We start from the raw sequence: 13924 nt of genomic DNA, 5'->3' as shown, positions 1-13924 counted from the left end.
GGCAACTGCTTAAACACGACCGCCTTCCCTCAAAATCCGGGGACGCGGCGCCTCTTGAGAGCTTCGATGGACTTCGACTTCACCGAACGACCGGCCCAGGGCCACTGCCGCCGACTGGCGAAATTCACCCGTCCGTGGCCGAGCGCGCGCCCGCACATAAGAGGCGATCACACGGGCCACGTAACTCCTAAAAACTCTTCGCGGAAATCGAGCTGATCCATGCGCCTCCTGCTCATCAATCCCAACTCCACCCAATCGATGACCGAACAGGCCCACCGCAGCGCCGAGCGCGTTGCAGCGCCTGGGACCCAGCTCGAATCGATCAACCCGACATCGAGCCCGGCGAGCATCGAAGGCCATGCCGATGAAGCAATGGCTGTGCCTGCGATGCTTGCGGAAATCCGGAAGGGCGAGGCCCGCGGCATCGACGCCTATGTCATCGCCTGTTTTGACGACCCCGGTCTGGGTGCTGCGCGCGAAATCGCCCGCGGCCCTGTCATCGGCATCTGTCAGGCGGCGGTGCAGGTGGCGATGAACATCGCGACCCGCTTTTCGATCATCACGACGCTGCCCCGCTCCGTGCCGATCATCGAGGATCTCGCAGACGCCTATGGCGCCGGTCACCGTTGCCGCAAGGTTCGCTCGGTCGACATGCCTGTCCTCGCGCTGGAGGAGGATCTTGCCCACACCGAAGAGATGCTGGTGAAAGAGATTCTGAAAGCGCGTCAGGAAGATGGCGCCGAAGCGATCATCCTCGGTTGCGCGGGCATGTCCGAACTTTGCGACCGCCTGAAGGCGCGTACCGGCATGCCGGTCATCGATGGCGTGACTGCCGCGGTGAAACTGGCCGAAGCGCTCGTCGGCGGCGGTTACTCCACCTCGAAGGTCGGCGCCTATGACTACCCGCGGGCCAAGGAAGCGGTCGCCTGCCGACTGGTCGACGTCGCCGACTGAAGCGACGTCCGACGAAAAGCGCCTAGCGCGGCAAACGCCCCGCTCGGTTTTCCGAGAGTGCTGCCGCTACTTGGTCAAGGCGTCAAGCTGTTGCTGCAGCGCGGCCACCTTCAGCTCAAGCGCTTCCAGCCGTTCCTCAAGCGCTGACAGCCCGCCACCTGCCGATGCCGGCGCAAAGGCGGTACGCTCCGCGCTTGGCTGCTCCACCTCACCGCACAGAAGATGCGCAAAGCGATCCTCGCGCTGGCCCGCGCCGCGATTGAGTTGGACGATGAGCGGCGGACGGCGGCCGATCATGAGGTCGAGATTGTCCTTGAGGTCTTCGATCGAAGAGAACCGCGCCATGCGCTCGCTGCGTGCCCAGAGTTCGTAGGCCGTCTGCGGCCCGCGCAGCAGGAGAAGACCGAGCGTGACGATTTGCGGCGATGTCAGCGAGAAGCGGCTCGCCACCATGTGCTCGTAGCGTTCCACCCGTGACGCAAACGCCTGCCTGACCAGACCTTTTTGCCCGAGCGATGCCAGCGCGCGATGCACGTCCACCTGTTCCAGCGCCATGATCGGGTCGCGCGCAGTCTTCTGATTGGCGGCAGCATGCGCGGCGTTGAGCGTCAACGGATAGACGTCGGGCGTCGTTTCCTTCTTCTCGATCAGGCACCCGAGGATGCGGGCCTCGACGGCATTGAGGACGGGAAAATCGGTGTCGGCGATCGTGTTCATGGGGTCACTCTTCAAATCAACGCACTTGGTCGCGGCCGGGTCTCCGGATAGAGCATCGCCCGCCTGATGGCCCCTACCCTAACGTGAGTATCGAAGCCCGGAAATGGTCATCGCCCTATTTCGTTGCTTTCCCGTTAGCGGCCGACCATCCGCCTGACGCCGACGATGAAACAGGTTGGCTACTCGCGTTGCGCGCCCTGCCGGCAGCGAGGCAAAAAAAGAGGCTCCGCGACTGGCACAGCACGGAGCCCAAGGCTCAGGGAAAGATGTATCACTCCGAGCGCCATGCGCTCGGATGAAGCTGGCAGGCTCTAAGCGGCCTTGACCGCCTTGACCGTTTCCTCGACGCGGTGGCAGGCGGCGCGGGATCCGTCGGCGAAGCTGCGCATCGCCGGTCGTTCGCTTTTGCAACGCTGGTCGGCAAGTGGGCAGCGCGGATGGAAGGTGCAGCCCGATGGTGGGTTCAGCGGGCTCGGAACCTCGCTGGCGGCGATGCTGCGCCCGCGTTTGGGATGCGTGATATCAGGGATCGTCTCCAGCAGCAGCTGCGTATAGGGATGCCGCGGGTTGGCAAACAGCGTCTCGGTATCCGCCTCTTCGACGATGCGGCCGAGATACATCACCGCGATGCGATCCGACATGTGGCGCACCACGCTCATGTCGTGGCTGATGAAGAGATAGGTCAGCCCCATCTCGTCCTGCAGCTTGCGCATGAGGTTGAGGATCTGCGCCTGGACCGAGACGTCGAGCGCCGAGGTCGGCTCGTCGCAGACAAGGAACTCAGGCTCGCCGGCCAGCGCCCGGGCGATCGAGATACGCTGGCGCTGCCCGCCTGAAAACTCATGCGGGAACTTGCTGCCGTCCGAGGGTGCAAGGCCAACGATCGTCAGCAATTCGCCGACGCGCTCCATGATTTCCGCTTCCGTGTTGCGGAGCTTCAATTCGCGCAGCGGCTCAGCGATGATGTTGCGCACGCGCCAGCGCGGATTGAGGCTGGCATAGGGATCCTGGAAGATCATCTGTGCCGACAGCTGCTCACCGTCCTTGCCCGGGGCAAACCGCACCTCGCCTTCGCTTGCGCGGTAGAGGCCGGTCACAAGTCTTGCCACCGTCGACTTACCGCAGCCGGATTCACCGACGAGGCTCAGGCAGCCGCCCATTGGCACGGTAAAGCTGATGTCGTCCACCGCACGGACGAACTGCTTCGGTTTGCGCTCGATCACGCGGTTCAGCCATGGGGCGGAAACATCGAAATTGCAGGTCAGGTCGTTGACCGTCAGGGCATCACTCATAGAACTCCTCCTGCATTGAGCCAGCACGCGCTGACACCCGTGCCAACCGGAACCGGCTCTGGCCGTTCCTTGCGGCAGCGAGGGCCGGCGTCGGTGCAGCGCGGATTGAAGGCGCAGCCAGTCGGGATCGCGTTCAGCCGCGGCATCGAGCCGTCGATCTGGTTCAGGCGCTCGACACGGCGGCCAAGCGCCGGGATCGAGCCCATGAGGCCACGCGTGTACGGGTGACGCGCATTCTTGATCACCTCGGCCACCGGCCCGATCTCGACCAGCCGCCCGGCATACATGACGGCAACGCGATCGGCTGTTTCGGCGATAACGCCCATGTCGTGCGTGACCAGCATGACCGCCGTACCATGATCGTCGCAGAGACGGCGCAGCAGTGAGGTGATCTGAGCCTGGATCGAGACGTCGAGCGCCGTCGTCGGCTCGTCGGCGATGATCAGCTTCGGCTCGGCGGCAAGTGCCAAGGCGATAACGACGCGTTGACGCATGCCGCCCGAGAACTGATGCGGATAGTGGTCGTAACGGGCCTCGGGCGCGGGAATGCCGACCTCCTTCAGCAACTGGATGGCGCGCGCCTTGGCATCGGCCTTCGAGAGCTTCAGGTGGAGGCGGATGGTCTCGACGAGCTGCGCGCCGACCGTGAAGAGTGGGTTGAGCGAGGTCAGCGGATCCTGAAAGATCGCGCCGATCTGTCGCCCCCTCACCTGCTGCATCGCCTTGTCGTCGAGTTGGTCGATGCGGCGACCGCCGAGCCAGACCTCGCCGCCGGAAATGCGGCCGGGCGGCTCCAGCAGTCCCTGGACGGCCAGGCCGGTCATCGACTTGCCGGCGCCTGATTCGCCGACGACACCCAGGATTTCGCCCGGGCGAATGGTGAGCGAGACGTCGGATAGCGCTTGAACCGTTCCGTGGCGGCCGGGAAATTCGACGCAGAGGCCGCGCACATCCAGCACGGCTGATGAGACGTGTTCAGTCATCGCGGCACCTCCAGCGGATAGCTTGGCGGGAAGATCTCGTTGACGGGCGGATGACCGAAGCTTCGCTCCGGATACTTGGCGACCAGACCGTCGAACTGGGTTTGCGCCTTCGCGCGCGCGGCGTTCATGTCGAAACCTGCCACTTCGCCATTGCACATCGACAGGCGACCATCGACGAAGACGGCCTTGGTGACGCGACCCGAGCCGCCGACGACGAGCGTCGTGATCGGATCGATCGCCGGCGCCATGTGATGGTCCATGAGATCGAAGACGGCGATGTCGGCGCGGGCGCCAGCTTCCAGTCGGCCAAGGTCGGGCCGCTTGAGTGCCTTGGCGCCGCCAAGCGTTGCGGCATCGAAGAGATCGGCGCAGCTGACCGATGACGGGTCGTTCTCGACGACGCGGCAAGTGATCAGGCCGACAAGCAGGTTCATCAGCATGTCCGGCGGCGTCGTGTCCGTTCCCATGGCAATGTTGATGCCGCGTGCCTTGACCGAGCGGAAGGAGTTGAGCGTGCTGCCGCCGCGGGCAGAAACCAGCGGACAATGAACGATGCTGACACCGTGTTCGGCATAGAGGCCCAAATCGCTGTCGGTCGCTTGCGTCGCATGCGGCGCAATCAGCCGGTCGCTGAGGAACCCGAAGCTCGCGAGCCACTCAGGCGCGGTTTTGCCGTGCAGGCGACGAACGGTATCGACCTCCATCGTGCCCTGCGCGGCATGGAGCCGGATCGGGCAGTCGAGGTCGCGGGCGGCGTCTGCCGTGCGAACGAGCAGCTTCTCGGTGCAGGTTTCGACGCGGTCCGGTGCAAGCAAGCCCTTGACGAGCCCGCCGTGGCGGCCTCCGTGTTCACGGATGAAACCGATTGCCTCATCGAGGCCCTTGAGACCACGCGCCTCGTCGAAGATGGCCTCGAGTTGCCCGGGAGCCGTGACCATCATACCGCCGGCGCGATAGGCCGGGCTGAGATAGACGCGCAGACCGAGATCGCCCGCAGCATCCGAAGAGGCCGCGAATTCCGCAACGGTCTCGCCCCATTCGCGATAGAAGAGCGAGGCAATCGGGGCGGCCGTCGTGATGCCGTTGAGCAGGAGCTGCGCGAAGGCAAAGCGCTTCTGGAACGCCAGTTCCTCCTGCGTGTACATCTCGTAAGGCCCGCGCTCGATGTAGGTGCGCGGCCAGACACGGCCCTTGGCCCAGCCGGGCTGGTGATCGATCGAAAGCACCGTCGTATCGAGATCCGAGAGCGCGTCGAGATCGATCAGGCCGGGGCTGATCATCGCCGCGCCGAGATCGATGCGGCGGGCCACCTCGCCTTCAAAGCGCGGGCCGACATAGAGCAACGCGCCGCCTTCGATGACGACCTCGCCGTTCGGGATCAATCGATGTGAACCGTCGCGGTGGCCGAGCACCCATTGTGCCGTCAGAAGCGTGCGCCCTTCGGGCCGATGGCCGAGTGTCAGATCCTTGATGCTGTTCATGGGATGGCGACCTCCGAAACGCCGTTACGGGCAATGACACGACCGCGCTTGACGACCAGCGGCCGCGGGGCGACGTCGACGACGGCGTGCGCCAGCGTCTCGCCGGCAAGCAGGGTGAAATCAGCGTTGCAGCCGACATCCAGGCCGTAGCCTTCGATGTCCATGACCTCGGCGCCGCCTTTCGAGCAGACATGCAGCGCGTGTTCGAGATCGATGTCGCGGCGAAGCCCGTTCTTCATCCCGAGGATGCGGGCGCGGTCCATCATGTCAGGCTGACCCCATGGGCCCCAGGTGTCGCGGATGCCGTCGCAGCCGGCAGCAACCTTCACGCCCGCTTCCTTCAGTCGAAGGATCGACGGCACGGTCGAAGACGGGGAACCAGTGGTGACGATGCGGATATCGAGTTTGGCGATCTGTTCGATCAGGCCGCCAACCCGCAGGTAGTCAGGAGCGCCCAGCGCAAATGCATGGCTGATGGCGACCTTGCCCTGCATGCCGAGCGCGCGGATGCGCTCGAACATCATCTCCATGCTGAAGGCGCCGAGCTCACCCTGTTCGTGCAGGTGGATATCGATCGGTTTGGCATGTTTGTCGGCGAGGCCGAAGATCGCGTCGAGGTGACCCTTCGGGTCGCGGTCGATGCCACAAGGATCAATGCCGCCAAGGACTTCAGCGCCATTGCTCAGAGCCTGGTCGAGCAACTCGACCGTACCGGGGCGTGTGACGAGACCAGACTGCGGGAAGGCGACGATTTCGATGTCGATGACGCCATCAAGTGCCTTTCTGGTCTCGATGATGCCTTCCATCAGCCGGAGGCCGTGGGTGGTGTCGATGTCAACATGGCTGCGGATGTGGCTGGCGCCATTGGCAGCAAGCATGATCGCCTGCCGCATGGACTGCCGGTGCGGCTCGATGCCGATTTCAAGCCGCTGCTCGCGTTCGAAATCGATGCGTTCGCGCAGTGTCGCAGACTTGGCATTCACATGCCAGGGCATGCCCCATACCGACTTGTCGAGATGGGTGTGGGCCTCGACCAGTCCGGAGGTGACGATATGACCGTTACCGTCTTCAATTGTCACTCCGTCGGCCACCAGCCCCTTGCCGAAGGCGGCGATCTTGCCGTCGCGCACGAGAATGTCGGTCGCTTCGCCGGCATTGGGTCTGACGTTACGGATCAGGAGATTGGACATCATTCACCTCAATTTCGGATTGAGCGCATCGCGCAGCCAGTCACCGAGCAGGTTGACCGAGACCACGAGAAGGCAAAGCTGGACGACGGGGAAGAGCACGACCCACCAGATGCCCGAAAACAGGAACTGGTTGCCGAGGCGGATCAACGTTCCCAGGCTCGGCTGGCTCGGCGGCATGCCGATACCGAGGAAGGAGAGCGTTGCCTCCGTCAGGATCGCCATGCCGAAGTTCAGCGTGGCGGCGACCATGATCGGCGTCAGCGTGTTGGGCAGGATGTGCTTCAACATGATGCGCCGTGCCGGCGTCTTCAGAAGCCGGGCGGCCTGCACATATTCCTTGCCGCGCTCGACGATCGTCTGGGCGCGTACGGTGCGGGCATATTGCACCCAGGCGCTGAGCGTGATCGCCAGCACGAGCACGGCGGCCGAGCCGACGTCCCGCAGTTCCGGCGGCAGCATCTGACGCGCAACGGCACTGACGAGGATGGCGATCAGGATGGTCGGGATCGACAGAAGGACATCGCCGATGCGCATCAGGAGGTTGTCGACGAAGCGGCCGAAATAGCCCGCGACCAGGCCGAGGCTGAGGCCGACCGCAAGCGACAGCGCAACCGAGGCGACGCCGATCAGGATCGAGATGCGCGAGCCGTAGAGGATCGCCGAGAGCATGTCGCGGCCTTGCGTGTCCGTGCCGAGCACGTAGGGCCACTGACCATCGACCTCCCAGATCGGCGGCAGTTCTGAATTCCAGAGTTCGAGCTGGGCCGGATCGAAGGGGTTTTGCGGGGCAATCAGGGGCGCGGCGAAAGCGGTCACGATCAGGAAGGCCAGCAAGATCGCGCCGATGATCGCCGAGGGCTTGTGGGTGAAGGACCACCAGAGGTCACTCTGGCGAAAGCGGGCAAGCCTGGAAGGCTGGCGCGGCGGCGTGGTTTGCTGGACGTGATCTGTCATGGCAGCGACCTCAGCGGGTGGCATCGCGCAGACGCGGGTCGATGACCGCATAGGCGATGTCGACGAGCGTGTTGAGCGTGACGAAGATGAAGGAGACGATGCAGAGATACCCCGCCATGACAGGCATATCGAGGAAGGTCACCGCCTGGATGAAGAGCATGCCCATGCCCGGCCATTGGAAAACGGTTTCGGTGATCAGCGCGAACGCGATCAACGAGCCGAAGTTCATCGCCGTCATGGTGACGACCGGCATCAGACAGTTGCGGAGCGCATGGCGGAAGTAGATGCGCCAGCGCGGGACACCGCGGGCGCGCGCAAACTTGACGAAGTCGGAGCGCAGCACCTCCATCATCTCGGCGCGCACGAGCCGCATCACCAGGGTGATCTGGTAGAGGGCGAGTGCCAGAGACGGCAGGAGCAACGATGCGCGGCCGGAAGCCGTCAACAGACCGGTGCTCCACCAGCCGAGTTGCACGACATCACCGCGTCCGAAGGCGGGCACGAGGCCGAAGGTGACTGCAAAGACCAGGATCAAGAGGATACCGACGACGAAGCTCGGCAAGGAGACGCCGATAATGCTGACAAACTGCAGCCCCTCGGAATACCATCGCCCTCGATGGATCGCCGTGATGACGCCGAGCGGAATACCGATCAGCAGCGACAGGATGGTTGCGACAAGCGCCAGTTCCATGGTCGCCGGGAAGCGTTCGGCAATAAGCTTCATCACGTCCTGGCCGTTGCGATAGCTGATGCCGAAGTCGCCCTGTGCGGCATTGACGACGAAACGGCCGAACTGGGTCACGAACGGATCGTTGAGCCCAAGCTTTTCGCGCAGTTCGATACGGTCGGCCTGCGACATCTGCTCGTTGGCCATCAGCTCCACCGGATCACCGGCAAACCGGAAGATCAGGAAGGCGAGCAATGCTACGGCGAGCATGACCAGCACGGCGTTGGCCAGCCGCTTGATGAGAAAGACAATCATTGGGTTTCTCGCTGAATGAGAAGGCCCGGCAGAGCGAACTCTGCCGGGGCAAGGAAACTCAATCGCCGATACGGGTCAGCCAGTGTCGCGGCTTGTTGTCGGCCCGAATGGTCACATCCGTGACGTTCTTGGACATCGCCCAGGCCATCGGCTGCTGGTGCAACGGGATCATGATAACCTCGTCCTTGGCGAATTTCAGCGCTTCGGTTTCGATCGCCAGGCGCTTATCGTGGTCCATCTCGAGCGCGGCCTTTTTCACCATGGCGTCGAGTTCCGGATAGGACCAGCCGCCGTAGTTGGCAACACCGGCCGCACCTTCGCGGGTCGAGAGCACCTGCACCAGGATCGAATAGGCATCGAGCGTCGGCTCGTTGGCCCAGCCGATCATGTAGGCGTCGGACTTGCCGCCGGCGCGCTTCGGTGCCTGCACGGCGCGCGGGCCGATGTCGAGGGTCGGCTTCAGGCCGACGCGTGAAAGCATCGAGACCAGCGCACTGCACACATCTTCCTCGTTGACGCTCTCGTCGTTCATGCAGACGAGCGTGAACTCCTTGCCAACGGCACCTGCCTCTTCAAGCAGCTTCTTGGAGAGTTCCGGATCATAAGTCGTCGGCACGTCGAGTTCGGCGCTGTAGCCGGGGATTTCCGGCGCTACCATCGTGCCAGCGACATGCGACTTGCCGCGCATCACCCGCTTGAAGATGAGCTGACGGTCGATTGCGTGATCAATCGCCTGGCGTACCTTGATGTTGTTGAAGAAATTCTCGCGGCCGTCGGCGAACGTCTCGTGGCGGTTGAAGACCATGTGGACCGTGCGCAGGTCGGTGCGCTCGACCACCTTGAGGTCCGGCGCGCTTTTCAGGCGCTCGAGATCCTGCACGGGGGCGCCATCGGTCAGGTCGATTTCGCCGGAAAGCAGCGCTGCGACGCGGGTTGCGGCCGAGGTGATCGGCATGAACTCGATTCGGTCGAGGTTGTGCTTGGGCGTATCCCACCAGCCGTCGTTCTTGACGAGCACGGTCTTGCTGTCAGGGACCCTGGACTCGACCTTGAACGGGCCGGTGCCATTGGTGTTGTAGGTCGCAAAACCTTCGACCTTTGCGCCAACGTCGGTCGGAAGCTCGGACTTGTTGTCGACCAGCCAGTCCTTGTCGAACATGAAGATGTTGGTCATGTCGTTGAGGAACAACGGGTTCGGCGAATTGACCGCGATGTCGACCGTGTAGTCGTCGACCTTGGTGGTCGAGACATAGGCCGGGATGTTGCCGCGCAGCGGCGAGGTCGGGTGGCTGACGCGGGCCATGGAGGCAACGACGTCGTCAGCGGTGAAATCGGCGCCGTTCTGGAACTTTACGCCCTTGCGCAGATGGAAGCGCCAGACCTTGTCAGAAACCATTTCCCAGCTGGTGGCGAGTGCCGGTTCGACCTTGAACTCCGGCGTATATCGCGTCAGGCCCTCGTAGACGTGGTTCAGGAAAGCCAGGTTCGAGGTGCTGCCGTAGGAGTACGGGTCAAGCGAGAAGATATCCCGCGGGCTTCCCCAGCGCAGCGTTTCGGCGGATGCGGCGGATGCGAGGAAGGTCAATGCCAACCCGGCCAGGAGATGCTTTCTCAATTTCATGTCGTTCCCTCTGTTTTTCGTCAGTCGCCCTACCCCGGCGACGGCGATCGCTCGTGAGCAAGTGGCCCTAGATTTGAAGCTGCCGCTGACAATGTCAACTATTTTGTCGACAATTTTGTATGCATGATTGTTTAAAATCGAATGCGATTGAAAAATGCTCGCCCGGGCGGCGGCGAAGCCGGGTGCAGGATCAGGCGTGAAACTACAATCTATGGGCGAAAAATGGTTGGTCCGAGCCCATAGGGGCCGGATCGCGCGTGCGGCCAAAAAGGCTTGGACTGCCGGCACTTGAGAAGTGGAAGGCGAATTCTTCGCGTCCGAAGATGTGCGGCGGATCATTCCGCCGACACGTGTCCACGAAGTCGATCTTGCGGGGCGTCTGATTGACCCAATTGCTGCCGCCGAAAAATCCATGGGCAAGAAGCCCTGGACGTCTAGGCGAGGCTGCGGCGCTCTCCTAGATTGCCTCCTCACGTCGCAAGGAGGAATGAGCGTGAAAGTCTATCTCGCAGGCCCGGAAGTCTTTTTGTCCAATGCGGCCGAAATTCAGAAGGCGAAGGCGGCACTCGCGCGCGCTGCCGGCTTCACGCCGCTGGTTCCGGGCGATCTCGAGATCCCGCCGGCGCGCACCAAACACGAGCGTGGTCTGGCGATCTATGCGGTCGACGAAGGCATGATGCTGGCGTCGGACATGATCATTGCCAACCTGACGCCGTTTCGCGGCATCAGTGCCGATGTCGGGACCGTGTTCGAGCTCGGCTTCATGTGCGGCCGCGGCAAGCACGTCTACGCCTACACCAACACCGCACGCAGCTATTATGAGCGCATCCTGAACGACCACTATCGTGGCAATGCTCAGTTGCGCCCGGACGACCGGATGGCTGGTCCCGACGGGCTCAGCATCGAGGACTTCGACATGGCCGACAACCTCATGCTGGATGGTGGCGTGCTGAGGCGCGAGGGAACGCTGGTGCAGCGTGAGGTGCCGGAGGCAAGCCGCCTGACAGACCTTGAAGCCTTCAAGGAGTGCCTGGCAATCGCCGCGAAACGACACCTGAGCTGAGGCTCCGTCGTTCCGCGATTTCACTGTGACCTAGAGGCCTAATAGACCTCTGCTGCCGCAATGAGCCTCAATCTGTGGGGCACGGCCAACCGGCTGGTGCATTAAGACCTGCCGGCAGCTTGGTCGAGCCGTCGCCACAGGTCATGTCGACCTGCTCCTGTTCCAATCCGGTGGCCTCCGACAGGTTCACACCCTCAATGCGCGTCAGGAACATGAAGGCGCCCTGAAAATCAATCGGGCCGGTAAAGCTGGTATTGGTCAGATCGGCCCGCGAAAGATTGGCGTGCGTGAACCGGGTTCCGGTCAGTTCCGCCTTGTCGAAGTTTGCCCGGCCGAGTTCGGCCTTCTCAAAGCTCGCCCCGGTCAGCGTCGCGCCACTGAAGTTGGCGCGCTGCAGTTCAGAGTTGACGAAATTGGCCTTCTCAGCGGCGATGTCAGCGAAGTTGCAGCGATAGGCCTCGATCTTTGAGAAATTCGCACCGTTGGCGGTGGCCCCGGCTATCGAAGAGCGCACGAGCGTTGCTTTTTCCAGGTTGGCGTTCGTCAGATTTGCGCCGCGCAGATCCGTCAGAGTGAAATCCGTGTTGACGAGATTGGCGCCTTGAAGGTCGCTGCCGCCGAGCATAAGCGCTTTCTTGTTGCAGTCGGCCCAGTCGGCGCCGGCCACGGCCGAATCCTTGCAGCTTGCTGCATGCCCGGCTGTTGGCGTCATCAGCGAGACAAGGCAGGCGGCGACCGCCGGTAGCAGCAAGCCTGCCATCGTGCGCCCCATCATCGTCAGGGTTCTCTTCTGCGTGAAAGCGGGCTGGCATGGCGCGTTCCGTCCACGGTCGAGATCTGTCTTGAGGATGTTCATGGCGGCACTCCGGGACCCAAAGGTCTGATCAATGGCATTTCAGATGGACCACACCTCGTTCGACGATCGGCATCGCCGGTTGCAACGTGCGTCTGAGGTAAACGTATGACGTTGCAGCTCTTTATGCAAATAACAGAAATGAAAACGCGTCGTTTCACATCGCGGCCGTCACCAGCCACTCGAGCAGCAGCGCCTGTGGCCAGTGCGCACCAATGGCGACCGGAGAAAGCAGATGGTAGGCCGAACCGTCTTCGACAAAACCCAGCGGCGCCGCAAGGATACCATTGTCGATTTCATCGCGGACGAGCTGCCACGGACCGATCGCGACTCCGATACCGGCGATCGCCGCCTGGAGGCTGATGTAGAAATGCTCGAAACTCTGGGCCTGGTGCCCGCGCATGCGGGCCCCCGTGAGACGGGTCCACGTCTCCCAGGCGTCCGGGCGAGTGTGCGTGTGCAGAAGAACGGCGTCCTTGCGCAGCGTGGCCGGCCCTCCTGCATCGACGTGATCGAACCACGCTGCGACCCTGTCGGCCCGGCACACCGGCCCGATTCGCTCTCGAAATAGCGGGATCGCATGAATGCCTTCTGGCCGCGCGAAATCGTCGCGCCGAATGGCAAGATCGATGCCACGCCCCAACGTCACCGGCCCGCCCCCGGCGACCAGGTGTACGCCAAGATCCGGATGCCGCCTTTGAAAGTCCGCGAGCCTCGGAATAAGCCAACGCATCAAAAGGGTCGGCTCGCAGGAGACCACCAACGCAGGTGCCTGCGTCTGTGCCCTGATATCGCGTACGGCAGTTTCGACCAGTCCGAACCCCTCGCGCACCGCCTGAGCGAGTGTCCGGCCGACGGGCGTGAGAAAGACGCGACGGTTGCGCCGCTCAAACAGCGCGACCCCCAAATCGTCCTCGATCAGCCGTACCGCCCGGCTGACTGCTCCATGCGTCAAATGCAGGACGTCCGCAGCGCGACTGAAGCTCTCCAGCCTGGCTGCGGCCTCGAAGCAGCGTAGCGCCGCCAGCGGCGGAAGTCGTATCGTGTCGATCTGTGATCTGAGATCACTGATGTCGTCAGAAATCATCGTTATTCGCCGCCTCGCGACTGCATTATTAAGGCGCCATCCGAGATGGCGAGCGAGAAAGACAATGACGGAACTGTTAGCTGTAGTCACCATTACAATCATCGCTGTGATCAGCCCCGGCCCCGATTTTGCGATGGTGACCCGAAACAGCCTGCTGCTGTCCCGGCGAGCCGGCGTGTTGACTGCCCTTGGAATCGGAGCGGGCGTCTGTGTTCACGTCACCTACACCCTGCTTGGGGTCGGTCTTGTCATCCGGCAATCGGTCCTGCTGTTCGATATCCTGAAACTGGTCGGCGCCGTCTATCTGATCTGGCTTGGAACGAAAATGTTGCGCGCAAAGCCGGCCGGACAACTCGCTGCGACAGAGGTCACTGCGATTTCCGATCTCGGTGCATTGCGCATGGGGTTTTTCACCAACGCGCTCAATCCGAAGACAACGGTCTTTGTCGTCAGCCTTTTCATGCAGGTCGTCGAACCAACGACGGCCCTGTCCATACAGATCGGCTATGGCGCCTTTATCGCGGCGGCTCACGTGATTTGGTTCACCGTGGTTGCGGTGTTCTTTTCGTCAGGTGCGGTGCGGCTCCGCCTGCTCGACCTGCGCCATTGGATCGATCGCGCCTTTGGCGCGCTGCTCGTGGGCTTCGGCGTGCTGCTGGCTACGGCGAACCTCACGCGATAGGACGTCGTTTCGTCGCAGGCCGCTTCGTTTTATGGGTAGCACTTGCTCAGCATCCGAAAAACATG

At 62.7% G+C, this 13924-nt stretch carries 13 protein-coding genes; 3 read left to right on the top strand and 10 right to left on the bottom strand.

Annotated elements, in window-relative coordinates; translation table 11 throughout:
* Positions 1-219: 219 nt before the first annotated feature.
* Complete coding sequence (locus VGO04_RS28780; protein ID WP_327499380.1) at positions 220-954, top strand: aspartate/glutamate racemase family protein; 735 nt, start codon at positions 220-222, stop codon at positions 952-954.
* A 66-nt stretch (positions 955-1020) separates the two neighbouring features.
* Here the strand turns inward: VGO04_RS28780 and VGO04_RS28775 are convergent, their stop codons facing one another.
* The 8 genes from VGO04_RS28775 to VGO04_RS28740 all read right to left on the bottom strand — a co-directional run bounded on the left by VGO04_RS28775 (position 1021) and on the right by VGO04_RS28740 (position 10174).
* A complete protein-coding gene (locus VGO04_RS28775; RefSeq protein ID WP_327499379.1) occupies positions 1021-1671 on the bottom strand; it encodes a YceH family protein in 651 nt (216 codons plus the stop codon).
* 311 nt (positions 1672-1982) lie between these two features.
* Positions 1983-2963: an ABC transporter ATP-binding protein gene (locus tag VGO04_RS28770; RefSeq protein ID WP_327499378.1), complete on the bottom strand. Its 981-nt coding sequence runs from the start codon at positions 2961-2963 to the stop codon at positions 1983-1985.
* Positions 2960-3946 (bottom strand): ABC transporter ATP-binding protein, encoded by a 987-nt coding sequence (locus VGO04_RS28765; RefSeq protein WP_327499377.1) that lies wholly within the window; start codon positions 3944-3946, stop codon positions 2960-2962. The genes VGO04_RS28770 and VGO04_RS28765 overlap by 4 nt, the downstream gene beginning before the upstream one ends.
* Positions 3943-5427, bottom strand: a complete 1485-nt coding sequence (locus VGO04_RS28760; RefSeq protein WP_327499376.1) for an amidohydrolase family protein — start codon at positions 5425-5427, stop codon at positions 3943-3945. Before VGO04_RS28760 ends, VGO04_RS28765 begins: the two co-directional genes overlap by 4 nt.
* Entirely contained in the window at positions 5424-6617 is a 1194-nt protein-coding gene (locus VGO04_RS28755) for an amidohydrolase family protein (RefSeq protein WP_327499374.1), read from the bottom strand. The genes VGO04_RS28760 and VGO04_RS28755 overlap by 4 nt, the downstream gene beginning before the upstream one ends.
* Before the next feature lie 3 nt (positions 6618-6620).
* Positions 6621-7571 (bottom strand): ABC transporter permease, encoded by a 951-nt coding sequence (locus tag VGO04_RS28750; protein WP_327499373.1) that lies wholly within the window; start codon positions 7569-7571, stop codon positions 6621-6623.
* Between the two features lie 10 nt (positions 7572-7581).
* Positions 7582-8553: an ABC transporter permease gene (locus VGO04_RS28745; RefSeq protein ID WP_327499372.1), complete on the bottom strand. Its 972-nt coding sequence runs from the start codon at positions 8551-8553 to the stop codon at positions 7582-7584.
* 58 nt (positions 8554-8611) lie between these two features.
* Positions 8612-10174 (bottom strand): ABC transporter substrate-binding protein, encoded by a 1563-nt coding sequence (locus tag VGO04_RS28740; protein WP_327499371.1) that lies wholly within the window; start codon positions 10172-10174, stop codon positions 8612-8614.
* Between the two features lie 487 nt (positions 10175-10661).
* Here VGO04_RS28740 and VGO04_RS28735 point away from each other — a divergent pair, with 487 nt between their 5' ends.
* Entirely contained in the window at positions 10662-11237 is a 576-nt protein-coding gene (locus VGO04_RS28735) for a nucleoside 2-deoxyribosyltransferase (protein ID WP_327499370.1), read from the top strand.
* A gap of 67 nt (positions 11238-11304) precedes the next feature.
* On the opposite strand, the gene VGO04_RS28730 is transcribed toward VGO04_RS28735, so the two are convergent.
* Together VGO04_RS28730 and VGO04_RS28725 are read right to left on the bottom strand one after the other, a co-directional pair.
* Positions 11305-12012: a pentapeptide repeat-containing protein gene (locus VGO04_RS28730; protein WP_327499472.1), complete on the bottom strand. Its 708-nt coding sequence runs from the start codon at positions 12010-12012 to the stop codon at positions 11305-11307.
* 235 nt (positions 12013-12247) lie between these two features.
* The gene (locus tag VGO04_RS28725) at positions 12248-13177 is read right to left on the bottom strand and encodes a LysR substrate-binding domain-containing protein (protein WP_327499369.1); all 930 of its coding nucleotides are present in this window, start codon (positions 13175-13177) and stop codon (positions 12248-12250) included.
* On the opposite strand from VGO04_RS28725, the gene VGO04_RS28720 reads away from it, so the two are divergent.
* Positions 13161-13859: a LysE family translocator gene (locus VGO04_RS28720; protein WP_327499368.1), complete on the top strand. Its 699-nt coding sequence runs from the start codon at positions 13161-13163 to the stop codon at positions 13857-13859. The genes VGO04_RS28725 and VGO04_RS28720 overlap by 17 nt on opposite strands.
* The last annotated feature ends 65 nt before the right edge of the window (positions 13860-13924 follow it).

Source organism: Ensifer sp., from assembly GCF_035999185.1.
Taxonomy (GTDB): Bacteria; Pseudomonadota; Alphaproteobacteria; order Rhizobiales; family Rhizobiaceae; genus Ensifer.
Note: the sequence above shows the minus strand (reverse complement) of the source record. Positions and strands in the feature narration are given on the sequence as shown.

Excerpts from the sequence above, each read along its gene's own strand:
- VGO04_RS28780 (WP_327499380.1), top strand. The coding sequence starts at position 220 with ATGCGCCTCCTGCTCATCAATCCCAACTCCACCCAATCGATGACCGAA.
- VGO04_RS28775 (WP_327499379.1), bottom strand. The coding sequence starts at position 1,671 with ATGAACACGATCGCCGACACCGATTTTCCCGTCCTCAATGCCGTCGAG.
- VGO04_RS28770 (WP_327499378.1), bottom strand. The coding sequence starts at position 2,963 with ATGAGTGATGCCCTGACGGTCAACGACCTGACCTGCAATTTCGATGTT.
- VGO04_RS28765 (WP_327499377.1), bottom strand. The coding sequence starts at position 3,946 with ATGACTGAACACGTCTCATCAGCCGTGCTGGATGTGCGCGGCCTCTGC.
- VGO04_RS28760 (WP_327499376.1), bottom strand. The coding sequence starts at position 5,427 with ATGAACAGCATCAAGGATCTGACACTCGGCCATCGGCCCGAAGGGCGC.
- VGO04_RS28755 (WP_327499374.1), bottom strand. The coding sequence starts at position 6,617 with ATGTCCAATCTCCTGATCCGTAACGTCAGACCCAATGCCGGCGAAGCG.
- VGO04_RS28750 (WP_327499373.1), bottom strand. The coding sequence starts at position 7,571 with ATGACAGATCACGTCCAGCAAACCACGCCGCCGCGCCAGCCTTCCAGG.
- VGO04_RS28745 (WP_327499372.1), bottom strand. The coding sequence starts at position 8,553 with ATGATTGTCTTTCTCATCAAGCGGCTGGCCAACGCCGTGCTGGTCATG.
- VGO04_RS28740 (WP_327499371.1), bottom strand. The coding sequence starts at position 10,174 with ATGAAATTGAGAAAGCATCTCCTGGCCGGGTTGGCATTGACCTTCCTC.
- VGO04_RS28735 (WP_327499370.1), top strand. The coding sequence starts at position 10,662 with ATGAGCGTGAAAGTCTATCTCGCAGGCCCGGAAGTCTTTTTGTCCAAT.
- VGO04_RS28730 (WP_327499472.1), bottom strand. The coding sequence starts at position 12,012 with ATGATGGGGCGCACGATGGCAGGCTTGCTGCTACCGGCGGTCGCCGCC.
- VGO04_RS28720 (WP_327499368.1), top strand. The coding sequence starts at position 13,161 with ATGTCGTCAGAAATCATCGTTATTCGCCGCCTCGCGACTGCATTATTA.
- VGO04_RS28725 (WP_327499369.1), bottom strand. The coding sequence starts at position 13,177 with ATGATTTCTGACGACATCAGTGATCTCAGATCACAGATCGACACGATA.